The 26,466-nt window shown below is 56.7% G+C and carries 26 protein-coding genes, 1 tRNA gene and 3 pseudogenes; 11 read left to right on the top strand and 19 right to left on the bottom strand.

Features of this window, described 5'->3' with window-relative positions:
• Positions 1–17: 17 nt before the first annotated feature.
• Genes PJU76_RS01495 through PJU76_RS01485 form a run of 3 tightly spaced genes read right to left on the bottom strand, consistent with a single transcriptional unit; the run spans position 18 to position 2,670 of the window.
• Positions 18–239, bottom strand: coding sequence for a DUF4926 domain-containing protein (locus tag PJU76_RS01495; RefSeq protein ID WP_271780185.1), 222 nt, complete (start codon positions 237–239; stop codon positions 18–20).
• Positions 236–1,099, bottom strand: a complete 864-nt coding sequence (locus tag PJU76_RS01490; protein ID WP_271780184.1) for a hypothetical protein — start codon at positions 1,097–1,099, stop codon at positions 236–238. Before PJU76_RS01490 ends, PJU76_RS01495 begins: the two co-directional genes overlap by 4 nt.
• Positions 1,096–2,670: a class I SAM-dependent DNA methyltransferase gene (locus PJU76_RS01485; RefSeq protein WP_271780183.1), complete on the bottom strand. Its 1,575-nt coding sequence runs from the start codon at positions 2,668–2,670 to the stop codon at positions 1,096–1,098. The genes PJU76_RS01490 and PJU76_RS01485 overlap by 4 nt, the downstream gene beginning before the upstream one ends.
• A 203-nt stretch (positions 2,671–2,873) precedes the next feature.
• Here PJU76_RS01485 and PJU76_RS01480 point away from each other — a divergent pair, with 203 nt between their 5' ends.
• Positions 2,874–3,629, top strand: a complete 756-nt coding sequence (locus tag PJU76_RS01480; RefSeq protein ID WP_271780182.1) for a lysozyme inhibitor LprI family protein — start codon at positions 2,874–2,876, stop codon at positions 3,627–3,629.
• Positions 3,630–3,642: 13 nt separating this feature from the next.
• On the opposite strand, the gene PJU76_RS01475 is transcribed toward PJU76_RS01480, so the two are convergent.
• The 3 genes from PJU76_RS01475 to PJU76_RS01465 form a co-directional block, all read right to left on the bottom strand.
• Entirely contained in the window at positions 3,643–4,608 is a 966-nt protein-coding gene (locus PJU76_RS01475; RefSeq protein ID WP_271780181.1) for a uracil-DNA glycosylase, read from the bottom strand.
• Between the two features lie 35 nt (positions 4,609–4,643).
• Positions 4,644–4,817 carry a hypothetical protein gene (locus PJU76_RS01470; protein WP_271780180.1) on the bottom strand — a complete coding sequence of 58 codons (174 nt, stop codon included), beginning with the start codon at positions 4,815–4,817 and terminating at the stop codon, positions 4,644–4,646.
• A 74-nt stretch (positions 4,818–4,891) separates the two neighbouring features.
• On the bottom strand, positions 4,892–6,421 hold the full coding sequence (locus PJU76_RS01465) for a Fic family protein (RefSeq protein ID WP_271780179.1): 1,530 nt from the start codon (positions 6,419–6,421) through the stop codon (positions 4,892–4,894).
• Positions 6,422–6,636: 215 nt separating this feature from the next.
• Here PJU76_RS01465 and PJU76_RS01460 point away from each other — a divergent pair.
• From PJU76_RS01460 to PJU76_RS01440, 5 genes and pseudogenes are all read left to right on the top strand, one after another.
• Positions 6,637–6,777: pseudogene (locus PJU76_RS01460) on the top strand (IS3 family transposase); the annotation flags it as partial.
• Positions 6,778–6,969: 192 nt separating this feature from the next.
• The gene (locus tag PJU76_RS01455; protein WP_064220135.1) at positions 6,970–7,320 is read left to right on the top strand and encodes a DUF4870 domain-containing protein; all 351 of its coding nucleotides are present in this window, start codon (positions 6,970–6,972) and stop codon (positions 7,318–7,320) included.
• Between the two features lie 98 nt (positions 7,321–7,418).
• On the top strand, positions 7,419–7,679 hold the full coding sequence (locus tag PJU76_RS01450; RefSeq protein WP_271780178.1) for a DUF4160 domain-containing protein: 261 nt from the start codon (positions 7,419–7,421) through the stop codon (positions 7,677–7,679).
• A 32-nt stretch (positions 7,680–7,711) separates the two neighbouring features.
• The gene (locus tag PJU76_RS01445) at positions 7,712–7,966 is read left to right on the top strand and encodes a DUF2442 domain-containing protein (protein ID WP_271780177.1); all 255 of its coding nucleotides are present in this window, start codon (positions 7,712–7,714) and stop codon (positions 7,964–7,966) included.
• A 177-nt stretch (positions 7,967–8,143) separates the two neighbouring features.
• Positions 8,144–9,055 carry a hypothetical protein gene (locus PJU76_RS01440; RefSeq protein WP_271780176.1) on the top strand — a complete coding sequence of 304 codons (912 nt, stop codon included), beginning with the start codon at positions 8,144–8,146 and terminating at the stop codon, positions 9,053–9,055.
• Between the two features lie 130 nt (positions 9,056–9,185).
• On the opposite strand, the gene PJU76_RS01435 is transcribed toward PJU76_RS01440, so the two are convergent.
• From PJU76_RS01435 to PJU76_RS01425, 3 genes are all read right to left on the bottom strand, one after another.
• A complete protein-coding gene (locus tag PJU76_RS01435; protein WP_271780175.1) occupies positions 9,186–9,371 on the bottom strand; it encodes a hypothetical protein in 186 nt (61 codons plus the stop codon).
• Between the two features lie 591 nt (positions 9,372–9,962).
• Positions 9,963–10,241 (bottom strand): type II toxin-antitoxin system YafQ family toxin, encoded by a 279-nt coding sequence (locus PJU76_RS01430; RefSeq protein ID WP_271780174.1) that lies wholly within the window; start codon positions 10,239–10,241, stop codon positions 9,963–9,965.
• Complete coding sequence (locus tag PJU76_RS01425; protein WP_271780173.1) at positions 10,228–10,488, bottom strand: type II toxin-antitoxin system RelB/DinJ family antitoxin; 261 nt, start codon at positions 10,486–10,488, stop codon at positions 10,228–10,230. Before PJU76_RS01425 ends, PJU76_RS01430 begins: the two co-directional genes overlap by 14 nt.
• A gap of 321 nt (positions 10,489–10,809) precedes the next feature.
• On the opposite strand from PJU76_RS01425, the pseudogene PJU76_RS13665 reads away from it, so the two are divergent.
• The 3 genes and pseudogenes from PJU76_RS13665 to PJU76_RS13655 all read left to right on the top strand — a co-directional run.
• Positions 10,810–11,646 (top strand): annotated as a pseudogene (locus PJU76_RS13665) (ATP-binding cassette domain-containing protein); the annotation flags it as partial.
• Positions 11,623–12,156: pseudogene (locus PJU76_RS13660) on the top strand (ATP-binding cassette domain-containing protein); the annotation flags it as partial. The pseudogenes PJU76_RS13665 and PJU76_RS13660, both read left to right, overlap by 24 nt.
• A 285-nt stretch (positions 12,157–12,441) precedes the next feature.
• On the top strand, positions 12,442–12,675 hold the full coding sequence (locus tag PJU76_RS13655; RefSeq protein WP_408629764.1) for an ABC transporter C-terminal domain-containing protein: 234 nt from the start codon (positions 12,442–12,444) through the stop codon (positions 12,673–12,675).
• Here PJU76_RS13655 and PJU76_RS01415 read toward each other — a convergent pair.
• The 10 genes from PJU76_RS01415 to PJU76_RS01370 form a co-directional block, all read right to left on the bottom strand.
• On the bottom strand, positions 12,672–12,995 hold the full coding sequence (locus tag PJU76_RS01415) for a hypothetical protein (RefSeq protein WP_271780171.1): 324 nt from the start codon (positions 12,993–12,995) through the stop codon (positions 12,672–12,674). The genes PJU76_RS13655 and PJU76_RS01415 overlap by 4 nt on opposite strands.
• The gene (locus PJU76_RS01410) at positions 12,988–13,299 is read right to left on the bottom strand and encodes a hypothetical protein (RefSeq protein WP_215849740.1); all 312 of its coding nucleotides are present in this window, start codon (positions 13,297–13,299) and stop codon (positions 12,988–12,990) included. Before PJU76_RS01410 ends, PJU76_RS01415 begins: the two co-directional genes overlap by 8 nt.
• Positions 13,296–15,050 carry a peptidoglycan D,D-transpeptidase FtsI family protein gene (locus PJU76_RS01405; RefSeq protein ID WP_271780170.1) on the bottom strand — a complete coding sequence of 585 codons (1,755 nt, stop codon included), beginning with the start codon at positions 15,048–15,050 and terminating at the stop codon, positions 13,296–13,298. Before PJU76_RS01405 ends, PJU76_RS01410 begins: the two co-directional genes overlap by 4 nt.
• Positions 15,051–15,077: 27 nt before the next feature.
• The gene (locus tag PJU76_RS01400; protein ID WP_271780169.1) at positions 15,078–17,150 is read right to left on the bottom strand and encodes an O-antigen ligase family protein; all 2,073 of its coding nucleotides are present in this window, start codon (positions 17,148–17,150) and stop codon (positions 15,078–15,080) included.
• A 324-nt stretch (positions 17,151–17,474) separates the two neighbouring features.
• Positions 17,475–17,551 (bottom strand) — tRNA-Pro (locus PJU76_RS01395).
• An 11-nt stretch (positions 17,552–17,562) separates the two neighbouring features.
• Positions 17,563–18,558 (bottom strand): polyprenyl synthetase family protein, encoded by a 996-nt coding sequence (locus PJU76_RS01390; protein ID WP_271780168.1) that lies wholly within the window; start codon positions 18,556–18,558, stop codon positions 17,563–17,565.
• Positions 18,559–18,641: 83 nt separating this feature from the next.
• Positions 18,642–19,604, bottom strand: a complete 963-nt coding sequence (locus tag PJU76_RS01385) for a tetratricopeptide repeat protein (protein WP_271780167.1) — start codon at positions 19,602–19,604, stop codon at positions 18,642–18,644.
• A 53-nt stretch (positions 19,605–19,657) separates the two neighbouring features.
• Entirely contained in the window at positions 19,658–21,097 is a 1,440-nt protein-coding gene (ntrC, locus tag PJU76_RS01380; protein ID WP_271780166.1) for a nitrogen regulation protein NR(I), read from the bottom strand.
• The gene (gene glnL / locus PJU76_RS01375; RefSeq protein WP_271780165.1) at positions 21,094–22,179 is read right to left on the bottom strand and encodes a nitrogen regulation protein NR(II); all 1,086 of its coding nucleotides are present in this window, start codon (positions 22,177–22,179) and stop codon (positions 21,094–21,096) included. Before glnL ends, ntrC begins: the two co-directional genes overlap by 4 nt.
• Positions 22,180–22,565: 386 nt before the next feature.
• Positions 22,566–23,510, bottom strand: a complete 945-nt coding sequence (locus PJU76_RS01370) for a PDC sensor domain-containing protein (protein WP_271780164.1) — start codon at positions 23,508–23,510, stop codon at positions 22,566–22,568.
• Between the two features lie 571 nt (positions 23,511–24,081).
• On the opposite strand from PJU76_RS01370, the gene PJU76_RS01365 reads away from it, so the two are divergent.
• On the top strand, positions 24,082–26,016 hold the full coding sequence (locus PJU76_RS01365) for a PrkA family serine protein kinase (RefSeq protein WP_271780163.1): 1,935 nt from the start codon (positions 24,082–24,084) through the stop codon (positions 26,014–26,016).
• Positions 26,017–26,247: 231 nt separating this feature from the next.
• On the top strand, positions 26,248–26,415 hold the full coding sequence (locus PJU76_RS13615) for a hypothetical protein (RefSeq protein ID WP_334212490.1): 168 nt from the start codon (positions 26,248–26,250) through the stop codon (positions 26,413–26,415).
• The last annotated feature ends 51 nt before the right edge of the window (positions 26,416–26,466 follow it).

Genomic DNA, 26,466 nt, shown 5'->3' with positions numbered 1-26,466 from the left:
TTTGATGTAACGCCTCATCACGCCACCCTCACATGAGGCACATCCCGCGCTGATATGGGACGTACTTCATCGGCGGTCCGGGTTAGCACGCCCAGCGTGTCACCAGCAAGAGTGACGAACTCGACCTCAAAGGCTTTCCCGTCGCCATGAACCATGACCACGGCACCCATATCCCCTTTCACCAATCCCTGGTCGGTGTAGTCTTTCACTAGAATGACAGTATCCAGTTCCTGAATCATGGATTACCATCCATTCTTGGTGGTTCTGGAAGAACCTTCCTCAGATAATTGACCCATGCAGCCGATAGTGACAATGTGAGTTGAGCTTCTTCTATGGTCAGAGGTTTTGTGGCAGAATGCCGTGCCGTGTCGCTTGTATAAGCATAAAGGCGTTCTAATGATTTGAGTAGGGCACCGTGGATAGCTTGGCCCACATTGTTTACTTTTGCTCCCTTGAGTTTTTTTGTGCCATCCAACAGCGTGTTTTCATTTAGTCTTGTTTTAATTGTATATTCAACTGCGCAAGCTGCCTCTCGGATACATAAATCGGCGTCTTCTGGCCCATTAATAGAGATTGCTTTGAGGGCGGTCCTGATATTCTTGGATGCCGGATCGTTTTCTTCTAACACGGTCCCTATTTGTTGTTGTGTTACGATATCTAATCCTTTAATTATGTTGCCTGAGCAAAGCAATAAGCCAGTATTAAATCTGTAAAGTATATCGTTTATACCGGTTTCAAAATTTATATCTAAATTGGCAAATGGCTGGCTCATAAGACCTATCGAAAACGTTTTTGCTAATCCAGCGAGTGAGTCGTATAGCAGTTCGATATAGGCATAAAGATGCGCTAAATCGTTTTTATTGTATATCTCTTCAAGCACTGTAAAGATAAAATCAGATGGGGTGTTTTCTTTTTGTTGTAGAGGTCGCATTAATAAGTTCATCCATACATTTTTCCCGAAATCATTCCACGCGAATGAAACAGAACCCTGCCTGAGAAAATCATAGGTAAAATTATTTAATTCTAATAGCAGCCCTTTGTTCTCATCGTATTCACGCAAATTGTTTCGGAAGGGGTAAAGGGATCGAGTGTCGATCATAACTCATACCCCAGCACCCGAAAGTTCTTCAGCATCTCCTCTTCCAGCCGCCGTCCTTCCGCCAACTGTTCCGATAGGTCTTTGGTCAGTCGCGCCATCTTTTCTTCAAACGGCTCGTCATCGTCATCCTTGGCGGCAGCCCCCACATAGCGCCCCGGCGTCAGAACGTGACCATTCTTGCGGATATCGTCGAGGCTCGCCGCCTTGCAGAAGCCCGGAACATCGGCATATCCCCCGTCACCGTCGCCACGCCAGTTATGGTAAGTATCGGCGATCTTCTGGATGTCCTCATCGGACAGTTCCCGATGGGTGCGGTCGGCCATGAAGCCCAGGTTGCGGGCATCGATGAACAGCACTTCGCCGGTACGCTCGTACAGTTCCTTGCCCGCCATGCCCTTGCCATCGTCGCGGTTCTTCGCCAGAAACCACAGGCAGACGGGGATCTGGGTGCTGTAGAACAACTGGCCGGGTAAGGCCACCATGCAGTCCACCAGATCCGCTTCGATGAGGTTCTTGCGGATTTCACCCTCACCACTGGTGTTGGAGGACATGGACCCGTTCGCCAGCACGAAGCCCGCGATGCCATAGGGGGCCAGGTGATGGACCATGTGCTGCACCCAGGCGAAGTTGGCGTTGCCGGTGGGTGGTACGCCGTACTGCCAGCGTTTGTCGTCCCGCAGCAAATCGCCGCCCCAATCGGATATGTTGAAGGGTGGGTTGGCGAGGATGTAATCGGCCCGCAGGTCGGGATGCAGGTCTTTGTGAAAGGTGTCCGCCGCTTCCGGTCCCAGATCGGCCTCGATGCCGCGAATGGCGAGGTTCATGAGGGCCAGCTTCCAGGTGTTGGGGTTGGATTCCTCACCATAGACACTGATGTCCCCCACCTTGCCGCCATGGGCTTCGATGAACTTTTCGCTTTGTACGAACATGCCGCCGGACCCACAACAGGGGTCATAGATGCGTCCCTTGTAGGGGGCCAGCATGGTGACCAAAGTTCTGACCACCGAAGCCGGGGTGTAGAACTCACCGCCGCGCTTGCCTTCCGCGCTGGCGAACCTGCCCAGGAAGTATTCATAGACGCGGCCCAGGGTGTCGCGGGCCTGATGTTCCGCCGTGCCGAGGCCAATGGTACCGATGAGATCCACCAGTTCCCCCAGGCGGCGCTGATCCAGTGTGGGACGGGCATAGCCCTTGGGCAGGATGTTTTTCAGATGGGGGTTTTCCCGCTCGATCTCGGTCATGGCCTCATCGATGCGCTTGCCGATGTCCGGCTGTTTGGCGGCGGCCTGCACCCTGTCCCAACGGCCCGATAAGGGCACCCAGAACACGCCTTCCGCCGTGTATTCGTCGCGGTCTTCGGGGTCGGCGCCGTCGCCCTCAGCCAGAATTTCGGCGTGCCGTTGGGCAAAGCGGTCCGAGATGTACTTCAGGAAAATGAGACCCAGCACGACATGCTTGTAGTCAGCGGCGTCCAGATGGCCGCGCAGCTTGTCCGCAGTGGCCCAGAGCTTGGATTCCAGGCTCTGGTGGCTGGTGTCTTCGGTCTTCTTCTTGGCTGATCCGCGCGGCATGGTGTCTCTCTGGTTGTTTAAGGCTTTTATAGCACGGAAAGCGAAAACCGTCAGGCATTAAGCGGGTGCAGGCCACCATCCCCCACACGGGACACCCGCTGCGCTTCCGCTATGCGGCATTTCAATCATGCGATGGAGTCTGGCGCTTTCACTACAAGCCAAAGCATTGGACCGACAACCTCCTGTTGTTGGACAGTTCGTTAATGCATGGCTATAAGCAAGCGCTTCGCGCGGCCGGAGTGGGCACCCCCGAATGCACCCACCTGCTGGCAAGCCAAAAAGTCTTCGAAAAGGAACTCGAAGCCTGCGGCAGTGATGGAGACTGCGTCCTCAAAACCATGCGCAAACGTGGTTTTGCACTACGCGACATCAGCGAACACCAGCAAGCCCCCCTGGAAGCGGTCGCTTTGCAGCATTTTGCGGGCAGTGTGATCTTCCAAAGCCCTGGCCACAAACCGGCCCCGCTCCTGCAGCGCATTCAGCGGGGCATGGATATTTATCCCCTCCCCCACATGGAGCTACCTAACGGCGACACCCTCGTCTGGGGCTTCCAGCCGCACAACGCTACCGTCCAGTCCTTGGTCGTGGTCAATCACCAAGGTGCCGTACAATTGTTGGGCGCGGTGGATGGCATTTATCTCGGCCTACCCAGGGACAAGACCCGGCCGGAGCTGGATGCCAACGCCCACATCACCCTCTTCGTGCGCAATCCCCAGGCCCTTGCCCAAAACCTGCCCGCTCTCCGTGCCTGGGCGGCGGCGAGCATCCTTGGCTTCAATGTGGACTGCGGCGGTGCCGACGCCGCCCGCTGCAAGGCAGCCGAGACCATTCCCGTGCCCATCCTGGCCTACCGCCTCAGTTGCCCGCAAGAGGCCTCGGGCAAAGCCTTGGTCAACCGCTGTCCTCTGCCCTTGCCTGCCGTGTCCGGCAACGTCTCTCCGGGATTGTTCTGGCAGTGAGCAGAACCGTCTTCTAGTTCTGCAACTCCGCAAACACCCCCAACGCCCGCTTCAGATCCTCCCAGACTTTGCGCTTATCAATCGGGTTACGCAGTAGATAGGCGGGGTGATAGGTGACAATCAGGGGAATGCCTTGGTAGTGCTGGGTCGTACCGCGCAATTGGCTGAGCGGCGTATCCACCTGAAGCAAGCCCTGCGCCGCAAAGCGCCCCAGCGCGACAATCACGCGGGTTTGCAAGAGGTCGATCTGGCGCTGCAGGTAAGGCATGCACGCCTGCACCTCCGGACCCAGCGGATCACGGTTGTTGGGGGGGCGGCATTTGAGGATATTGGCAATATAGACGTCTTTCTCGCGGCTCAGGCCCATGGCGCGGAGCATGTTGTCGAGGAGTTGACCGGCGCGACCCACAAAGGCTTCGCCGCGGCGGTCTTCTTCCGCACCCGGCGCCTCACCGACAAACAGCCAGGACCCGCGCGGGTTACCCGCACCGAATACGGCATGTTTGCGGGTTTCGCCGAGGGGGCAGGCCTGACAGGTGCTGACCATGCTGTTGAGGTCACGCCAGTCCAGAGTGGCGATGCGTGTTATCCGTTGCGGGTCCGCAGAAGAGGGGCTTGCCTGCGTGGCAAGCACTGGGGCTTGAAGGGCTTCGGCCTTGGACAGTAGAGACGTGCTGCGTACCGGAGTCGGAGCCACCGCTGTGGATAAGGTAGCAGTCGCTGGCACCACGTTGCGCAATACGGAGACTCCTTCTTCTACAGGACGGGGGAGTGACTCCGGCGGCATTACGGGCGTTTCTGCAGGGCGCATCGAGGCAGAGACAGGCGTCGTTTGCGCGGATACAGACCGATTCGGCACGGCGCTTACGGCTTTTACCGATGGTTTCGCCGGCGCCATCTCCGGCGGCGCTTCGCCGGGCACGGGTAGACGCAGGAGTTGCAGGAATTGACGTTGTTCGTCAGTGAATGTATCTGGCATGGGTCTATGCTAAAGGTCCGGTCCATCGGTGGCAATCATTCTGCCACTGGGAAAGGACTCATCGCACTACGCGCCCGGGTCAGAAACAGTCCGTCTTCCGGTAAGCCGCCCGCTTTTTCATACAAAGACACGCAACCCACCACAGGATGCCGGACGATCACCACCCACTCCGTCAATGGATAAACAACGCTCAATGACGTACTCGCCATTGCTGGCACAACACCGGAATAAAGCCAATCTGGTGAACCAAAAATGATGATGCGCGCTCAGAAATAAATGGGGCTTATGGTTGCACAAACACGGCCTGGATAATGGCTTCCACCTCGTTGGTCAGGGCCTTGTCGGCCAATATCGGGAACTCCCTGAGCAGCTTGTTGGACACCTTGCCGCCGTTATCACGCACGGACCGTAGGATGTGGTCGATATCCCCATCCGGACCTTCGATCACCATCTTGATGCGTTCGCGGGCCATGCGCAGGTTGCGCAGATAGTTTGCTTCCTTGCGCATTTCCTGTTCGATGGTTGTTTGCACCACTTCTGCAAGGTACTCGACATGGTCGGTCATATCGGGATAGCGCCAGGCCGGCAGCGCGTCCTGGTAGGCATCGAACTGCAGGTTGTAGTGCACACCGTCCTCGGCGACCTGCTCTGCGCCGAAGCGCCAGGCTTCTGCATACTTGCGCATCAGCGGCCGCGAGAAGAGTTCCAGTACCTGGTCATAGCCGCGCCGGTTGACGATTGAACTGATGATTGTGGCCGACACCGGCAAAACGAAGGGTGCCGGGATCGCCTTGTCCCGGCGCAGCACATCATTGATCAGGAAACGCGAGATACGGCCATTACCATCGGACATCGGGTGTATGTACACAAAACCGAAGGACAGCACGGCGGCCCGCACCAGTGCCGAGGCGCCCGCCGTGCGGGATGCGAACTCACGCAAGCCCGACAGCAGTGCTGGCGCGTCATTCCAGTGAGGCGCGATGTAATGGACCACCTCGGTAAAGCCGTCGACCTCGCCGACGAATACCGGCGAGCGGCGCACGCCATAACGTGTCGCCCGCGGTCCGAGGATCTGTGCTTGCAGTGCGCCGAGTGCGCCTTCCGACAGCGGCTCTTCGTACTGCCCACAGCGCTGCTCCATCACGGCGGCGAAACGCCGCACACGATCGACATGTTGCTCTTCGTGCTCGATCGCAAAGCTCGCCCGGCTCTCCTTGATCGTCAGCCAGACCGCGCTGCGTTGCAGCACGTCGGCACCGAACTCGACCTCCAAGTCGGCCAGGTGCTGAGCGCAATCGTACTGCTCAGCCTGCCGCACCCGGGCGGTGCGCAACACCAGTGGGCAATAGTCACGAGTGCCCGGCAGGTTATCGCGCACCCGCCAGCGTGGGTTATTAACTGGCTGACTGGCTGTCAGGTAGGTCTTTTCGTCCAGCGCGGTGACGTAGTTGCCGGTTGCGACGCCGGGAAACGCCAGTTGCCGCCCGGTCAGGTATTCATAAAGGAAACCGGCGCGGCGCGCATACTGGCCTGTCGGTTCGGCCGCAATCCACGCTTCCAGGCCGGCTGCCGGAGCCACTTCGAACAGCCTGGCCAGGAGCTCCAGATGGATGCCTTCGTGCTTAAGCGCGAAGGCCAAATGGCCTGCCAAGGTGTTGGCAGGCCTGGCTACCGGGGTATAGAATTCACGGACATAGCCGCCCTCCCGCACGGTGGCTCTGGATCCGGCAATGGCGCTTTGGGCGCGAAATGGTTGCACCGCCGAGACGTTATAGCGCTCAGCCAGCCAGCGGTATCCGATCCAGTCTGTCACTTAAATATCCTGATTTCCGCCACGTTTCGATTAACCTTGCAACATTCTAATTATATATTGCATATTCATCAATAATTCTATTAAAAGCCTGTCGCCACAGCCTGATTCTAAATCTGAACATCCCCACGGGGCTGGGGGACGTTCAGCGGAATCCGCAACTTCACCCCAAGAAACGCCCAGAGCCGCCTCATATCGGCCACCACTGGCGCCGCCAACGCTTCGAGACCCGGGCACAGGCTGAATCGACTATTCGGGAACACATCGAGATTTTTTACAACCGCCAACGTCGGCATTCACGGATTGGTTATCTGGCTCCCGCTGTGTTCGCACAGTCCTTCACACGGTTGGCCGCTTGAAACGGGACTGTCCACTATTGTCAGGCTACCCCAAATTGAGGCAATTCGATTATTCCAGCACCGTCGGGCTGTTTGATCAAAAGGCTATTCTTTAACAAAAAATTCAGTATGATAGTGAGCATAGGCCACTCAGAGTGAAGCATCACCCGGTCGACCCAGTATGAAATCCATCACCCTACAGGGAGCGTAACCATGGAAACCAGCAATCTCGTCGAAGTAGCCAGCAAGGACGATCGTAACATCGCCGCACTCACCCATGCGGGCGGCATTTTGTTCGGATTCATCCCGGCGCTCATCGTCTATCTCCTCAAAAAAGACAGTGGCTCCGCCTGGCTGGTGCAGCAGAGCAAAGAAGCACTGAATTTCCAGATCACCGTGCTGATTGCCTATGTGGTGGCCAGCATCCTGAGTACCCTGTTGATCGGCATCTTGATTTTCCCGCTGATTTTCATAGTGAATTTGATATTCTGTGTATTGGCGGCCATCAAAGCCAGTAATGGCGAGGTCTATCGCTACCCACTCACCCTGCGTTTGCTGAGTTGACGCGCAAAACCTGAGAACACGCTTCCGGCAGGGGGTGGCTTGATGATCAAAAAGCCGCGATGATGTGCAATCGACTGTAGCTATGATGGATTTTTTGCATGCCTACCATTAGCATGTTTTACGGTGTCTTGATTCAGATGTTCTGGCAGGATCATGCACCGCCACACTTTCATGCCTTGTACGGGGAATATGAGGTGCTCATAAACATCCGTACGCTGGAGGTTATCCAGGGCGAAATGCCCAGACGGGCGCTAGCTTTGGTGTTGGAATGGGCACAGGAGCATCGTACTGAACTCATGGAGAATTGGGAGCTATGCACACACAACCAGTCACTCAAAAAGATTCATCCGCTACCTTAGTACCGCCCATCTACCCGAAAGCACCGTGGCGCGTGGCTTCTGTGCGCGCACTCGACGGATATCGACTGCATGTCCGCTTTGTGGATGGTACAGAGGGCGAGGTCTGGATGGATGCCCTGATTCATGGCTCAGGTGCGGGCGTTTTTGAATGCCTCTCAGAGCCCAAAGTGTTCAACGCCGTGGGTCTGGAACATGGGGTGGTGACGTGGCCAGAGGAAATAGACCTGGCGCCAGACGCCATGTATGACGCCATTAAAGTGCATGGAAAGTGGGTTTTGGGTGGTTGACATTATCTTTTCGTCGCATGTGAGCGCCATGATCGCAGGGAAGGAACCCAGAAAAATCAGGCCATCCGCTCAGCCAGGATCAGCGTTCACGAGACAGAATGATACCTAAGGTCTAATATCTTGCGTTGCAGTTCAAATCTGATCCCCCCACATAACCACACCGCAGGTGACCAAAGAATGTCTTCATCAAAACAAAAATATAATCACGTAGGTATAATTTTCTTTGTAGCTGTGTTCGTCTGCATCTCTGTGCTTGGTTATTTTTCGGTTTTGTCCGCTATTCAGTATTGGAGTTTGTTGGTTTTGATTTATGTTATTACTTTCATAACCATGGCTATACTGTCCAAGAACGAACGGTCCAACGGAAGGGAGGCGGCGAACCCTGGAGGAGAGATAGCCATCTATGCTTTAGTATTTCCATTCGTCTCATATGTATACTTCTATGATCTGACTTTTATTATTAATTTGCTGCTGGCAATATTTATGTATTTTATGGGCTTTATTTTGGTTATGTTTCTTGCTGCTGCATCGCCACGAACTCCAATTATTAGAGAAGAAATATTAGAACAACAAGAATCTGCTTCTGCCGCAACTGAAGCTGTTACAACAGCCGAGCTATATTCCTTAATAAGAAAAACTATGGCATCAGAGGCGCTCTATGAAACAGAAAAAATGAGAGTTAATGATTATACTCTTGAGGGGTCTCTGCTTGGGGCGTTATCTTTTACCGCGTTTATAGCACTGGCAGTGTCAGATAAGAATATATTTGCCCCGCTTACAAGGATGACAATCGCGCAAAAACACGACGGCCTTTTAAGTGTTTACTCTATGTATAAATACTCGATTGCTCTACTTGATAAGCATGCTGTCATTTATGAACTATTGTCAGTATTGTCTATTGCCGCGTCAGCGGCTTTCATCCTTATACTAATTTCTAGGGTTGGATTTATTAGAATACTTAACGAATCAGCAAAACATAAATCCTATGAGCGGGAGTTGTTAAATATGCTCATTTTCGATTCCCAGATGGCTATTTTCTTTGGCGCGACTGACGTTGCTCAAAAAAATATGATATTAAGATTGAGTTAAAGAGCCAACAAGAAATAACAGATAGATCAATTATAGAGCTTAATAAATACGTAGTAATAATGAAGATGCTGAGATCTATTGGTGTTATGATATTTTTTGTCCTATTACTGGTGTCTTCATTTTTGGTTAGTCATGCACTTACTGCGGCAATGATAATTGGGTACATAGCCCCATCTGTATATTTATCTGGGAAGGCAAAAAGGGCGGCATTGTCTATAAGTGCTAAATTTAAAAGCCGATATTCAGCTTGATTGGGTAGCAATGGGATAGGATGCTGTGGAACAACCTTACCATCATGGTGCATGGTAAATGCCATATGAATCTATATATCAAATTATATATCAACTTGGAGAACAGAAACGATAATACCGACGTTTTTATTACGTCGCACATGTCTCACACACGACTATAGTTTCCATCGCAATGGTATGATTAGGAATAGCCAAGTCCATAAAAGGTATCTCACACGGAGAACCGGATATTGCGCTCGCGAGATTTCTATATCGATGTAAAATGTTCATTGTTTTGTTTTAGACTATCACTAATGTCATTTCGTAAACGTTTGACCCAAGCATTTCTAACTTCGTGGTTACAATCACTTAAGCCCCTCTCAATCTGTTCCTTTGTTGGCTTAAAGTCCGTTCGTTCCGCCCAAGCTTTACGCACTTGCCAGAGACTACTACTTAAGCCTTTCTCGATCTGTTTAGGCGACAGCATCAAGGGATCGTCTGGTGATCCACATTTTATATACTTTCCTTCCATAAATTATCCTGTAACATAGATTTATTTGTTTTCAAACGAATGTTTTCTGAACACCTGGCTGCTGGACACTGGACACTTTCGGGGCCATTACGGGCTCCAGCGGTGTCCAGTAACCCATCCAGCTTTCAGCGTCCGACAAACCTCATCATAGCCCCAGCTCACTGTGCGACCCCAACCGGACCAGTTGCAAAACCCCTTCGGTCTTTCGATAGATCAACACCAAATCCGGCTTGAAGTGGCAATCCCTGTGGTCTATCCAGTCACCAGACAACGGGTGATCGAGATATTTTTGGTCCAGTACCAGATCCGCCGCCAACGCCTCTATCAATGCTACAAAACCTTCCTGGAGCGATTTTCGGTAAGGCCCTTTCGACTCTCTCTTCAGATCACGCTTGAACTGGCTGGTTTGTTTAGTCGTCCGCATCAAGAACCGCTTGCAAATCCTGGAGCGTGACCGTCTCCAAATGCCCCTGACGGGCTTCCTTCATGGCCTCTATGGTTTTCTCATTGGGCACCAATGGGTCAAAGGGTAATAGCTTTTCACGCGCCACACGGGTCAGCATCAATCGGAACGCATCCGATACCGTCAACCCCATCGCTGCCAGCACAACAGTAGCTTCTTCCTTAATGTGCTCGTCGATCCTGGCACGTACTACGGCGTTTGCAGACATCTTGATAAGTCCTCCGATATTCGAGCTACATTGTAGCTCAAAATACCCGGCCTGTCATTCGACCTGCTACCCCCCACAAACCTCTCACAACCGACCGTTTTTGAGAGGTACTCCTGAGAACGAATGAAAACACCGCATTTGCTGGTGTCCGATCTTCTCGAAATTAGCTCTCTTTTTCTGATCACCGTCCCAGAATGGGTTTTGAGAGGTCGCCACAGTGACTGGTGAGGCCGTTACAGGAGCGAGGCACCGGCTTGCGCCACTGCAGCGCGCCCCGTACCCTACGCCTTTATTTTGCATAACAAGGATGGGGTCGGTTGAATGTCTATTCTGCGGCTGGAGGCAGGGCAAGTGGAATGGGGTGGCCGGGCGCTGCTGGACCATGCCGAGCTGAATCTGGAGGCGGGCGAGCGGGTCGGTCTTATCGGCCGCAACGGCGAGGGCAAGTCTACCTTATTGCAAGTGCTGGCGGGCCTCTATCCCTTGGATGCGGGGACGCTGTGGGTGGCACCCGGCGTGCGCCGCGCCTACCTGGCGCAGGAGCCGGAGCTGGCCGGAGAGCACGATCTGCTCACCGCCATCAAATCCGGGCATCCTGCCTGGCGGCACTTGCAGAATGCCGATGCGGACGACGCCCACGCCCATGCCCTCGCCGACCATCACGATGCCTGGCAGATCGACTATAAGGCAGAGGCCCTGCGCGACAGCCTGGGGCTGCCCACTGAAGGTATGGTCAGCGCCCTTTCCGGCGGCCAGCGCAAGCGGGTGGCCATTGCCGCCACCCTCGTCGCCGAGCCGGACCTGCTCTTTCTCGACGAACCCACCAATCATCTCGACCTGCCCGCGATCCTGGCACTGGAGCAATCCCTGCTGCGCCATCGCGGCACGCTGGTCTTCGTCACCCATGACCGGCGTTTTCTCGACCGCCTGGCGACCCGCATCATCGAACTGGATCGCGGGATACTGCGCAGTTTTCCCGGTACCTTTGCGGCTTATCAAAGCCGCAAGGCCGAAGTCCTCGCCGCTGAGGCGGCCGCCGATAGCCGTCTGGAAGGGCAATTGGCGGAAGAGGAAGCCTGGCTGCGCCAGGGCGTCAAGGCCCGTGCCAAGCGCAACCAGGGCCGCCTGCGCCGTCTGGAGGGGCTGCGTGAGGAGCGCGCCAGCCGTCGCCAACAGCAGGGGCAGGCCACCCTGCAAATCAGCACCGCGGACCGTTCCGGCGCACTCATTGCCGAGCTGGATCACGTTTCTTTTGCCTATGAAGGGCGTCCGGTCATCCGCGATTTTTCCACGCGCATTGAACGCGGCGACCGGGTGGGCATCATCGGCCCTAATGGGGCGGGTAAGACGACACTGCTGCGCCTGATTCTCGGCGAGCTGGAGCCACAAGAGGGGACGATCCGCCGCGGCACCAAACAGGAGGTCGCCTACTTCGACCAGATGCGGTCCACTCTCAACCCCGAGAGCCGCGTGTTGGACGCCATCGCCGATGGCAATGATTTTATAGAAATCAATGGTGAACGCCGTCATGTGCTGAGCTATCTGCAGGATTTCCTCTTCCCACCCAGCCGCGCGCGGGGGCTGATCAAGGCGCTCTCCGGCGGCGAGCGGGCACGACTGCTGCTCGCCCGACTGTTTGCCCGCCCGGCTAACATCCTGGTGCTGGACGAGCCCACCAATGATCTGGACCTGGAAACACTGGAAGTTCTGGAAGAGCGTTTACAGAGTTACGCCGGCACCCTCTTTCTGGTCTCCCATGACCGGGACTTTCTCGATAACGTGGTCACCCAGGTGATCGCCTTCGGGGAGGACGGGCAGATCAGCCAGAATGCGGGCGGCTATGAAGACTGGCTCCGTTGGCAGACGGAGTCCCGGCGTTTAGCAAAACCGGCAGAAAGCGGCGATGGCAAGGCTTCTGGCAAACGCGATGGCGGCAAGGGCAAAAAATCCGCCATGAGCTACAAGGAAATTCAGGAACTCGCCACCCTGCCCATGCAGATCGAAGTGCTGGAGAAAGAAGAGGGTGAAATCGCCGCCACGTTGGCCCTGCCCGAAACCTACCAGAATCCGGAGCGGCTGCGCGAGGTCCAGGCCCGCGCCGATGTCATCAGTGCGTCTTTAACAAAAGCTTATGGGCGCTGGGAGACGCTGGAAGAAAAAGCGGCGGCCCAGGCTGCGGAGTCCTAGGAAGAAGACTTCGATGTGCCCCGCTCCTTATCGTGCGGCAAAAAATGCAGCAGCACACCGTCAACAATGGCCGGAACCAGGGTGGCGATCAGGCCCACGGCCATGCTCATCCAGGGGCCGGGCGGCACCTGCGGGTCAGGGATAAAACCCTGCCATTGCCAGGCTATCGCGGTCAGGTCATAAGCGATAATCAGCCCCGGAATCAGCAACAGACCATCCACGGCCAGCAGCACCAGCACCGCCAGTAGCACGAGCAGCACCATACCCGCGCCTTTGATCAGTTCGCGCAGCCACTGCAACCAGTCGCGCGGCTCAGCCACGGTACACCCACAACAGAATATCTTTGCGCGGCAAGGTCACCGAGGCACCGCTTTTGAAGTCCAGGACAGCACTGGGCCAGAAGGCCGTGTCCGCCGAGCGCGGACTTACCCGATAAGCACCCGGCCAATCGGGAGCCGCCGCTGCCTGATGCCCACCGACAATGATGGCGCGCGCGCCCGCTGCGTCCACATAAATATGCGCCACCGGGATGCGGGCAAAAGTTGCCGCCGCCAGCACCCCCAGCAGGATCACCGCGATACCTGTCGTCAGCACCCCCGCGACCCATTTGTCCAGTCTGCTCATTTGCCGCCCCCCTCCGCCCAGATTTCTGCCTGGGTGGTCGTAATATGATTATGCTTAGAGGCACAAACCTTACCTCCGCACCAGCGTGGCGCAATATTCAACTCTTCGAGGGCATGGCGCATGGTTACCCGGAACACCGGTGCTGACTCGACCCCACCGAAATTCCAGTACCGGCTACTCCCGCGCAGAGTCACCGCCATCACCAGCTTCGGCGCAAAGCCCGGTGCAAAGCCGACAAAAGTGGCATTGGTCTTGTTCTTCAAAAAGCCGTCCTTGCCATTGGCCATATTCGCGGTTCCCGTTTTGCCGGCCACCGCGTAGCCGGGAATGGCAGCGAGGACACCGGTGCCATTGGCCGCACAAACTCCCTCCAGCCAGTGCCGCAGGTGAGCGGCAATGCCCGCGGACATGATCCGCACGCGCGGCCCCGACTGTCCGGCAATCAACGTCGGGGTGACATGATAGCCTCCGTTGGCGATGGCCGCATATCCATCCGCCAATTGCAGGGTCGTCACGGACACCCCGTAGCCCAGCGCAATTGTGGCGTGGCGCGCCTTATCCCAAGTCTGGGGCTGGGGAAGCACGCCACCCGTGGCACCCGCAAAGCCGAGATTCGGCTCCTGACCGTAACCTGCCGCCAGATACATGTCATAAATAGCCTGTGCGGGCGTCCGCAAAGCAATTTTAGCCGCACCAATGTCGCTGGAATATTTGAGGATATGCGCCACGTTCAATTCGTGATGTACCACATCGTCGCGGATGCAGAAACCGCCCACCGGCAGGCAGCGGGAGACATTGAAGCTCTGGTCCGGCTGGATGCTGCCCGTTGCAAGTGCCGCAGCCACCATAAACGGCTTCATGACTGAACCGGGCTCAAAGGCCTGATGCACGGCATTATTCACATAATCAGAAGGGTCGCCGCAACCGGCGCGCGCGTTGGGATTACAGGAGGGCACGCTCGCCATGGCGAGAATCTGCCCGGTTTGCGCGTTCATTACCACCGCCGAGCCCTCTGTAGCGCCGAAGTGCTTTTGCGCTGCCAACAACGTCATATAGGCCCAATACTGAATCTGCGGGTTGATAGTCAAATGCAGGTCGCGACCGGGCGCTGGCGTCTGCCGCGCACCCACAATATGAAGCACTTCGCCCTGCCCGTCCACCAACACCTTTTCACTGCCCGCTTTACCCGATAACCATTGGTTGTAACCCATCTCCAGCCCGGCGGCGCCCTGATGATCCAGATGCACAAGGCCAAGCAGCGGTGTGGTTACCGCGCCCAGAGGATAATAGGTGCGGCTGGTTTTTTGCACATAGATACCGGGCACATGCAGCGCGTCCAGAGACTTACCCAACTGCGGCTGTACCTGACGCAGGATATAGGCGAAGCCTGATCCACCCGACCGCACCCGCGCCGCCAGAGTCTCCGGACTGAGGCCCAGAACCTGCGCCACCTTGTCCCAATCTTTGCGGTGGGCATCAAAGAGGCGCGGATCGGTCCAGATGGTCACCGCTGGCACATTTGCCGCCAGCGCATCGCCGTTGCTGCCATAAATCGCGCCCCGGTCGGCGGGCAACGGCCGCGTCTGCAAATAACGCATGCGCCCTTGGGCACGCAAATCATGGGCTCGCCACCACTGCAATTCTGCATCGCGTGTCAGCACCATCACCAGCCCCAGCAGGATGACGATAAGGAGCAGCGTCGCCCGCCAGCGCGGCAAAATGCGTTGCAGGCTTAGTCGTTCCGGTGGCATGCGCAGTTCCTCAGCATTGTTCTTGGGTCATCGGCCTTCAGTGTGGCGCAGCGCCCCATGCGCGGACTGACGATGGATCGCTTGCAGCCAGGAAACAGCTGGGGTATAGCCCTGGTTGTCTCGCAACAACTGCAATAAGGTAAGCTCCGCTGCATGCTTTTCGCCTGCCCGCCATTGGGTCAGGGCGATGTCCATCTGCAGATTACTGCGCGGGTAGGGGAAAAGCGGTCGCTGCAAACCCGCGCCTAAGAAGGCCACCCCCTCTTTGAGATGCCCCTGATCCACATAGGCCAACTGAGCGATTTTATTGCGCAGGCCGACACTTTCGGGATTGATGGCCAGCCCCTTACGCCAAGCCAGCAAAGCCTGCCGATCCCTGTGCGTTTTATCGAGATTTAACAAGGCGCCCTGCATCAGATAGAGCGTTCCGATGGAATTCCATACCCCCGACTGCTGTGGAATCCCCACCAGACTCTGTCGGTATTGACTGAGCGCTGCCTTTATCAGAGTACGGCGATGTGCGTCATCATCAGGCTGCGTCTCATGGTCCGCGAGCGTCAGATAGGTGTTGGCCAAATACACGTGGGGTTGTGTCGCCAATGGACGCACCATGGTCAGCACATCCGCCGCCTTGAGCAAAAATAGGGTCCGTTGGTTCGGATTCGTGATCACCCGATTGAGCCAGCCATTGGCGCTCAGCAGGGCAAAAGTCGCACCGTCAGCGATCAGATTCCAGGAAGCGACCACTACCGCCAACACCAGGAGCGCCTGCGTAATGAATCCATGGTTAATGCCGATCCGTGGCAACAAGGGCGCAGTCTCGCCCTGGACACCGTAGATACGCCATGCACGCGCCAGAAAGAGGCCAGCCAGTAGGCTCAGAGGCAGATTGTAGAAAATAAAATTCCCCAGGGCATGACCGGTCATGGCAAAAACCCCCATTACCAAACCCAATGCCTGCAGACGGCGTTCATCGCTGATCTGCAAAGCTCTGCCTGCCCGATAAAGCAGACGGTAAAGCGCATACATCAGCGCTCCGGCAAAGCCGAGGAGAAAGCCCAGATTGATGAGTCCTCCCTCGGCCAGGTATTCCAGAAAGTCGTTATGATCATAGGTGCCCGCCGACGCTAGTTCGCCGGGCAAGCGATAGGCCGGGTAGTTAAGGAAATAGCTACCGATACCGGTTCCCAACCAGGGGTGGCTCAGGAACATATGCCAGGTGGCCACCCACATCAGCCCGCGCGATATTGTATTGATATTGCTTGATATATAGCCTGGAGCGAGGTGCCCGATCAGATCAAAGCCATGGGCATAATCCATCAGCAGCAGTGCAACGAAGGCGAGTCCGAAAATCAACACGAAACGCGAGCGCGCCGCGGGCTGTCGCCACAAACCCCAGATGGCAAAGGGCATGGTACAAACCCATGCCAGAAGGCCACCGCGGCTATTGGTAGAGAAGAAGGCGAGGAGCAGCAGCGTCAGCGTCAGCAGATAAAACAAAGCTACCGGATCGACACTACCACTCAAAAAGCGGGTACGGCGGCGGCCATCCCGCACAAAATAGATGGCGAGGGTCGGGAAAAACAGCAGATTCAGCCAGGCGGCAAAACTGTTGGTATCCAGTAGCGGGCCATACGGCCGCAAATTGACCAGAGCAACTCCTTGCCCCATCCATTGGTAATACTGCCAGAGGGCCATACCGCTTAGTATCCAGGCACTGGCCAGTACACCCCGCCATAGCCACAGCCAGAACTGTTCCGCAACAGATTCTGGAATCATCACACTGATGAGGAATACCAGCGGCAAGGAACCCAGCACCCAAAAATAGAACCAACTGCTATAGGGCGATCCGCTCCAAAACAGGGTCAGCCCAAACCACACTAGCCAAAGCGACATAAAAACCGGTAGGAAGCCGCGAGGCCAGGGCAGACCCTTCCGCAAACGTGGCCACCAAATCGTGGCACCCCAGATCATCAGAACGATACTGGCCATTGCCAGTAGCGGAATCAGCTGCCCGTTGTAATACCAGGAAAGTCCATAAACGATGAGAGCAAAGGCGGCATAGAGCCCGGCCCGAAAGGAGGGTGCGGCAGGATTCACTGATCGTCTCCGACATGTTGTGGACAACGGTAATCACCATCACCCCGGCAGACCGCCGCATGAATGGAAAGATGTCGGCTGCAGCGCGTGCAGCGCACCAAACGATCCGCAGCAGAAACTTTCGGACGCCGGCATTTCTGGCGCCAACCATAAAACAGGATCACAGCAAACGCTGCGAGAATAAGCCACTTCAGCATCGGCAAGCACACCCGCGTGATGCCAAGGCGCCCCTATTTTCTATACAGGCGCATCGACCAGGAAAGCCAAAAAGACCATCACCAACAACTACGAAAAAGGCCCGACAATGCGGGCCTTTCCTCAAATTGGTCGGGGCGAGAGGATTCGAACCTCCGACATCCGCCTCCCGAAGGCGGCGCTCTACCAGGCTGAGCCACGCCCCGATAACATACCTTTAAAAATCACGCCGCACAGCAAATGCCGCCAAAAAAGCCAGGGCTTCTTTCTCCACACTGTCTGGGAACCCGGACAAGCAAGCAATAGCCTGATCCGCCTTTTCCTCCGCGACGCGCAAAGTGTAATCAATTGACCCTGTTCTGGCAATGATTTCCCAGACAGGTTCAAAGATGGCCGACGCTTCACCGCCAAGTGCCTCACGCAGAATGGCCTGCTCTGCCGCCGTGGCATACTGCATGGCATGGATGTAGGGTAGGGTCGCCTTGCCATCAGCAAGATCATCGCCCCGATTCTTACCCATTTTCTCGGCACTGGCGGAATAATCCAGGGCGTCATCCATCAACTGGAAAGCGATACCGAGCAGGGAGCCGTATTGCGCCAGCGCCTTTTCTGCGGCAGCATCCAGGTTGTTTACCAAGGCCCCAATACGCGCTGCCGCCTCAAAAAGCTTGGCGGTCTTGGCTTCGATGACCGAGAAGTACGCCCCATGACTCAGATCAGGGTCGTTGACATTCTCCAGTTGCGCGACTTCACCCTGGGAAATGACGCTGGTAGCCTCCGCCATGGTGGCGAGGATACGCATATCACCGTCCTGTACCATCATTTCGAAAGACCGGGCGTATAGAAAATCCCCGACAAGCACTGCGGCGGCGTTACCCCAGAGTTGATTGGCCGTCGCATTACTGCGCCGTAGTTCGGAACCATCGACTACATCATCATGCAGCAACGTGGCCGTATGGATGAACTCCACGATCGCGGCCAGCGGGATCGGACGCGGACCGCAGTCGCCGCCCATACGCGCGGCCAATAGCAGAACTATGGGCCGTAGCCTTTTGCCGCCGGCATTGATCAGGTAAGTACCCATGGCCGGAATAGTCGGCACCCCGGAACGCAATTGCTCTTGGATGACGCTGTTCACCGCCGCCATATCGGACCGCACGAGGCGGTTGACTTCCTCCAAATCCATGCCCTGCTGCCCCCTGTCTGCCTGCATCAGCACCTGCTCCACACCGGAAGGTGCCAAGCTTGCGACCGCAGGCGATTGTCGTTAGCACGGCATAAACTTGTCAAGCGCGGTTATTGGCGGTCTGTGGCAGCGTCGGACAATCCGACAGGAATCTCCAGATGGCGCGATTGGGCCAAGCGCCGCAAAATCTCCGGGTCACCGTTCCACTGCGCCAGCACGCTCCACAAAGGATGTGGCCCCAGATCGACACCGGCCCGCAGCATGCGCTCGCGCAAAGTTTTACCACCGTTTCTCACCGCGAGAAACAGCAGGATCAACGCGTTGAGATAATCCTCGATACGACATTGCTGGTGGGTAATACGCAAGAGTTCAGCATAGAGAGGCAGGCGTTGCGGCTCATGCGCAATGGCCCGCTGCAATACCGCCATACCGTAGGCAGGATCAGCATTGCGAGACACCAGCGCCAGCGCCATCTCTGCAGTCATGGCCGTTTCTGAGGTCTGCGTCTGCGCTTGAGGTACCGGCACCGCCATTCCCACCTTCTCGGCCAGCACCAGCAGTTCGAGATTGCCTGGATCCTGCGCCAACCCGGTATCCACGCGCTCTTTCCACCACGCTTCATTCATGGGCGCGGCGCCCGGCTTCTCTCCCAGGGCTTCAAGCAGATCGGCATAACTATCGATGTCGGCCATCGCCAGGTAGGCATCCAGAAGTCTGTTGATCGCCTTGGTCTCATGAGGGTTAAGGTCTACGTACCAACGCAAAACCGTGGCCGCCTGAGCATAGTGCCCATATTCCATATAAATAGCGGCTTCATTGAGAAGGTCGTTAATGCTGAGCGCTTGCTGCTCGGCACCACCAGTAGTGGTTACGGATGGGGCAACAGCATCTACGCTGGATACTTCAGGCCGAATCTGCGGCACGTCTGTGGCGGGTGCCGAATGCGCTGCCGTGGAGACCGGCGCGTTGCTTTTATTCTGCAAACGTCGGCGCCGTGCCCGCAAGCGGATGAAAACCTCCACCAGCAGCAGCAGGACAACAACGATTTCCAACAGTAACATTACGTCTTGCATAGACACCTCAAACTCGACCAAGCATATCCTTTATACCAGCATACGAGGGGATTTTAGTCGAAAGCCTGGGATTCGCCAGGGCCGCTGCCAAACGCATCTTCCATGCCCAACTCTTTAAGCTTGCGGGTAAGCGTATTACGCCCCCACCCAAGCTTGTGCGCGGCGTCCTGCTTATGGCCACGGGTATGTTGCAAGGCCGCTTCCAGCAGACAGCGCTCGAACTGCGGCTGAATCTTGTCCAGCAAGGCCTCTTCGCCATCAGCGAGGCACTGCCGCACCACGGCCCCCAGCAGTAGGCGCCAATCCTGGGCGTTCGAGTCCAGCGGCGCGGCGGACGGTGGCGATGCGGCCATTTCCGGCGGCAAATCCGTCACCTGGACCTCGCTGGTGGGTGCCATCACGGTAATCCAGCGACAGACGTTTTCCAATTGGCGAACATTGCCTGGCCAACGCCAATTCATGAAGGCAGCCTCCGCCGCCGGACTCAATACCTTACGCTCGACATCCAACTGTTCCGCGCTGCGACGGAGAAAGTGACGGGCCAGGCGCGGGATGTCTTCACGCCGCTCCCGCATGGGTGGGAGGTGGATATGGATGACATTGAGACGGTGATAGAGATCTTCCCGAAAACTACCGTCGCGCACCTTGGCTTCGAGATTCTGGTGGGTCGCGGCGAGAACGCGGACGTCCGCACGTTGGGGCGCATGGCCACCGACCCGGTAGAAGGTGCCGTCGGAGAGTACTCGCAGCAGGCGCGTTTGCAGGGCTGCGGGCATATCGCCAATTTCATCGAGAAAGAGGGTGCCCCCGGAGGCCTGTTCAAAGCGACCCTGCCGGGTCTGCACCGCCCCGGTAAAAGCGCCCTTTTCATGGCCGAAAAGTTCCGATTCCAGCAACTCGGCGGGAATGGCCGCCGTGTTGATGGCGATGAACGGTCCGCGCGCGCGGGGACTGTGCCGGTGCAGAGCACTGGCCACCAGTTCCTTGCCTGCCCCCGACTCACCGGTAATAAGCACGTTGATCTGTGATCGCGACAAACGACCAATGGCACGAAACACCTCCTGCATGGCGGGGGCCTCGCCAATCATTTCTGCCGGATCGCTCTCCTCAATACCCGCAGCGCACGGTTCTGCCTGACGACCAAGAGCGCGCCGCACCAAGGCCACCGCCTCGTCCATGTCAAAGGGTTTGGGCAGATATTCAAAGGCCCCACTCTGAAAAGCGGCGACGGCATTATCGAGATCGGAGTGCGCTGTCATCACAATTACCGGCAGCTTCGGCCAGCGTGATTGCACCTCGCGCAGGAAAGCCAGCCCGTCCAGGCCGGGCATGCGCAGATCGGTAACGATGGCTTCTGGTTGCTCGCGCCCCAGTGTCCGCAGAGCGCTGTCGGCCTCGGCAAAACTGCGCACCGGGATATCGGCCTGGGTCAGCGCTTTCTCTAATACCCAGCGAATGGAAGGATCATCATCAATAACCCAGACCTCCGTCATGCGAATGCCTCCCGGTACGGTAACAAGGGCAGGGAAACGGAAAATACCGTTTCCCCCGGTTGCGAGTGGCAATGAACCACTCCGCCGTGCCCGCGCACCAATCCCTGCGCGATAGCAAGCCCCATCCCCATGCCCTCGGCACGACTGGTGACCAGCGGCAAAAAAATCCGCGGCAACAGATCTGGGGGGATTCCCGGGCCGCTATCGACCACATCCACACGCAGCGCCAGGCGGAATTTGTGATGCAAGAGGGTAACGTAGCGCTCGACCCGGGTGCGAATCAGGATCGTGCCGTGGCGGTCCAGTGCCTGCTGGGCGTTGCGCATTAAGTTCAGGAAAACCTGCACCAGTTGCTCCTGATCAGCCAAAATGTCGGGGATAGAGGGATCGTAATCAAAGCGCAGGGAAATGCCCGTGGGCAATTCCGCGTTCAGCAGCCGACGCACATGTTCGAGCACCTGATGGATATTCACATCGGCAAAAACCGGGCGGCTGCGGGCCCCCTGCAGCCGATCCACCAGATGATGTAAGCGGTCCACCTCATGGAGGATGACCCGGGTGTAATCCTTCAGTTCCGGGCGCTGCAGTTCACGCTCCAGAAGCTGCGTGGCTCCGCGCAAGCCGCCGAGGGGATTTTTGATTTCGTGGGCGAGGCCGCGCAGCATCTCCTGGGCAGCACCGTAAATGCGGTCCTGCATTTCCTCCTCGGCATGACGCGCCGGCAATTCCATTGGCCGCATTTCAATAATGAGACCGTCTGTTGGCGCGGGGGTCACCACCAAATCCACTACCGCGCTCCCACCCTCGCTCAGCGCCAAAGGCAAGCCCCTGCGCAGTATGGCCGCGTTCGCCGTGGCTGAGTCCGCAAAAAGTGTGGTGAAACGCTCTTCGCCGATGATGCTGCAAAGCGCCGACAAGGTCTGTCCCAGTGCCTGATACTGACTGATGCGCAGCAGATTTTCGGCGGCGGGATTCATATAACGGATATGGTAATCATCCCCCAGAACCAGCACCGCTGATTCCAGGGCGTCCAGCACCATATGCTCTGTGGGCAGAGTGGTTATTTTTTTGCGGCGCACCATGGAAGCTCCGATTTTGCAACTCACCAAACAGGCTCTATGCTCAGTCAAGCAAAAAGCGCACCAACGCATCAGGAATGCAACACCCTTCACACCGGCATACCACCCGGCACTGCTTAACTCCATCACCTAAAAACCGGGCCCGCGACCACCGTATAGAGGCCGATCATGCAACCCACCAGTTGCACCATAATAGTGCATTTTTGACGAAATACCTAGCACCGCCGGAGGACAAACGCGGTCCACGCACGCTTCCCAACAGCCTCATTTTCAGCGAATATCTAAAACTCATGTCGTCGGGCTCAGAGGAACACTCCATCTGGATCTGCGCCTGGCCCGCTCCGCCGCACCAACCTGAGGAGACGGCACCCTCCGCACGGAAAAGCGCCTCAGCTGTCTTCCTGGCGCTGACCCTTGTGCTGTAAGAGCAGAACTTCTGCCCGTGCGCCGAGATACACATAGGCGCCCAGTGCGACCATCAGTGCGGCGGCGGCAAGCAGCAACACCACCGCCAACCACAAATGTTGCGGGGCATCCAGGGCGAATTTGAAAACCAGCATCAATCCTTCGATAGACACCGCAATCAATATGGCGGCGATAAAACGGGTCAGGGTGCGCCGGGTAGTGCTGTGCCGACGAATATCTTTGCGGAGCAGCACCTCCTCTTCAAAAATGGTCTTCGCCAGATCGAATACCGCCAACGCCAACGTAAAGAGAATGGTTGCCTGAAAAGGGGCAGCAAAATCCCCCGGAGAAGCTGCTGACGACCATACCGGCCCCAGCGATAGCACCGCGTGCAACCCCAAAGCCATGCTCACTGCCAGTAGTCCCAAGGAAAACAAAATGTAAAAAAACTTAAAATAGGGTTCAAAACCACGGCGAATATCGTCCTCTTCGAGCAGGGCAAGGGCACGGTCGAATTCACTGTCCACTACCACCATACCCAGCAGTTTGCCACTTTCATCACGAATCGGAGCGGCTGCGGTCACACAAATATGGCCATTGGCAGAAGAAAGATAAGGCTCGGTGAGTATCGGGCCATGCGCCTCCAACGTCAGTCGGTAATACGGCCGATGACTACGGTCCATGCCTTCCCCACCCTGCGTATTACGGCGGCGGGAGGCAGCAACGTTATCGCCAATCTGCAGCCCCTCCGCATCGAGTAGATAGCAAAGGTCCAGGAAAGGATGCCGGGCAATGAGACAGGCTAGTTTTTGGCGTTGCGCCTCACGGTCCTGCTGCAACAGCAGCGGGCTGGCTACTGCATCGACTACTCCACCAAGTAAAACCGAGAGGTCTTTGCGCACTTCACGAAAATGCTCGAAGCGATTCATCGGTGGTCACCTGTCGGGTCGAAGGCCGGGAATGGCGCCCACTAAGCAAGGCAAAGGGTGTGCCACGTCGGGCCGAAGTTAACCTTTTTAAAATATCCACACGACAGCGCAGCAACACATCGATAAGCTGGCACACCTCCTGCTTTATCAACACTGATCATGGTCATGTGATCACTCCTCCTCAAGTGGCTTTCAGGGCGGTCCTACCGCCCTTTTTTGTCCGCAAATCAATTTATCCCTTGTCACATCCTGCAAAAACAGTCTGTTACAAACAGCATCGCCTCCACGCCCCCGTCAAACCGGAGAGGTAAGGCGCCTTCACTGCACTGGCGCAGCCCAGGATTCTGCACCATACTTGTGCGGCGGGTGCGCCATCCTGGCGCACGACGTTTGCGGCCAGTTCAGCCCGCCCCATTCACCGTAAAACACCCGGTGGTCGGTGCTGCGCATGCCGGACTGGCACGGGAAATGCTTGCTTCATAGCGCACTTGAGGGCTACGCAGCCAGCGAACCCTATGACCTATAATAGGTCTAAACAACGTGAACGCGGCAGTGCCGCAAGGAGTGGCAAATGGCGTTATTCGACCGTTACCAGGAACGCTTCCTGCAGCAACAGGAAGTTGTCCTCTCTATAGATGCCTACCTCGATCTCTGCGCGCGTGAGCCCATGGCTTATGCCACTGCCGCCGAGCGGATGCTGGCAGCCATCGGCGAGCCGCAGGTGCTGAATACCCAGGCAGATCCCCGACTGTCACGTATTTTCATGAACCGTAAACTGCTCACCTACCCCGCCTTCAAGGACTTCTATGGTATTGAAGATGTCGTAGAAAACCTGGTCGCCTATTTCCGGCACGCGGCGCAGGGCCTGGAAGAACGCAAGCAGATTCTCTATCTGCTCGGCCCGGTGGGGGCGGCCAAGTCCTCTCTGGCGGAACGTCTGAAGAGTCTGATGGAGCAATACCCCATCTACTGCCTCGCCGCCCATGGCAAAGTGTCGCCGCTCTTCGAGTCGCCGCTGGGGCTCTTCGATCGAGATGAAGATAGTCAGGTACTGGAGGATCGCTTCGGCATCCCCCGCCGCGCCCTCAATGGCGTAATGTCCCCCTGGGCGGCCAAACGGCTGCGCGAGTTCGGCGGCGACATCCGCAAATTCACCGTCCATCGTCTGATGCCGTCCCAGTTGCACCAGATCGGCATCACCAAGGTGGAGCCGGGCGACGAGAACAATCAGGACATCTCCAGCCTCGTCGGCAAGGTGGACATCCGCAAGCTGGAAGACTTCTCCCAGGACGATCCCGACGCCTATTCCTATGCGGGCGGCCTCAACGTCGCCACCCAGGGTGTGCTGGAGTTTGTCGAGATGTTCAAGGCGCCCATCAAGATGCTCCACCCCTTGCTGACGGCAACCCAGGAAGGCACCTACAATGGCACCGAAGGTTTTGGCGCCATGCCCTTCCAGGGCATCATCCTGGCCCACAGCAATGAATCGGAGTGGTCCGCCTTCCGCAACAACAAGCGCAACGAGGCTTTCCTCGACCGTGTCTACATCGTCAAGGTGCCCTATTGCCTGCGCGTCACGGAAGAGACGCAAATCTACCACAAGCTCCTCGAAAGCAGTGCCCTCAACGCCGCCCCCTGCGCCCCCGATACCATGGACATGCTGGCGCGCTTCTCCGTCCTTAGCCGCCTCAAAGAGCCGGGGAACAGCAGCTTATGGTCGAAGATGGAGGTCTATGACGGCAAATCCCTCAAGGATAAGGACCCCAAGGCCAAAAGTCTGCAGGAATACCATGACGCGGCCGGTGTGGACGAGGGCATGGACGGCATTTCCACCCGTTTCGCCTACAAGATCCTGTCCCGTACCTTCAACTTCGACAGCGACGAGGTGGCGGCCAACCCGGTGCATCTCCTGCATGTGTTGGAAACACAGGTCCGTGCCGAGCAGTTCCCGGCGGAACTGGAGTCCCGCTATCTCGCCTTCCTGAAGACCGAATTGGCCCCCCGTTATGCCGAGTTCCTCGGCCTGGAAATCCAGAAGGCCTATCTGGAGAGTTACGGCGATTACGGCCAGAATCTCTTTGACCGCTACATCCAGTATGCCGATTTCTGGCTGCAGGATACGGAATTCCGTGACCCTGATACCGGGCAGCTCATGGACCGCAGCCTGCTCAACGAAGAACTGGAAAAGATCGAGAAACCGGCGGGCATCGCCAACCCCAAGGATTTCCGCAACGAAGTGGTGAACTTCGTGCTGCGGGTCAAGGCGTCCAACGACGGCGTCAGCCCGGCCTGGACCAGTTATGAGAAGCTGCGCGCGGTCATTGAGAAGAAGATGTTTGCCAATACGGAAGATCTATTGCCGGTAATCTCTTTCGGCAAGAAGAGTTCCTCCGACGATGAGCGCAAACATCAGGACTTCGTCGCGCGGATGACCTCGAAGGGCTACACCGAAAAGCAGGTACGTCTGCTGGTGGACTGGTATATGCGTTATCGCAAGCATCATTAAGGAGCACCAGGCCGTCACGGAAAAGAGTAACGGCCCACACGCCCCTCAACCACAATATCCTGCCCGCATCTGCGGGCATTTTTAACAGCAGCCCCGATCATTGCCGTGGTGCGGCATACCTGCCGCACCATTCTGATGCACCCCTCGTTCCAGACGCCGCGTCGCGATCCATAATCCATACGCTTCCCCATTGTTAGCCATGCTTGCACACTTATTGCTTAGTTCCATGCCATAGGCGGTACAGCGGGTGCGCTGAAAGGGAATACCGGACAACTGCTCATTATCGTCCGCTTCATCATCCTCAAGGTCATCGACTGGACCCTGGGTCTGCGCGTCAAAGACGAGCAGGAAGGGGAGGGACTGGATATTACCCAGCACGGTGAGCAGGTATACGAGTAAGCCGTGATCCGGGCGGGCCGCCCATGGGAAAGGTCCGCCGCAACCATCCGC

The sequence above is a fragment of the Acidithiobacillus ferriphilus genome (assembly GCF_028215975.1).
Taxonomy (GTDB): Bacteria; Pseudomonadota; Gammaproteobacteria; order Acidithiobacillales; family Acidithiobacillaceae; genus Acidithiobacillus; species Acidithiobacillus ferriphilus.
This window is presented reverse-complemented; position numbering and strand designations above follow the sequence as displayed.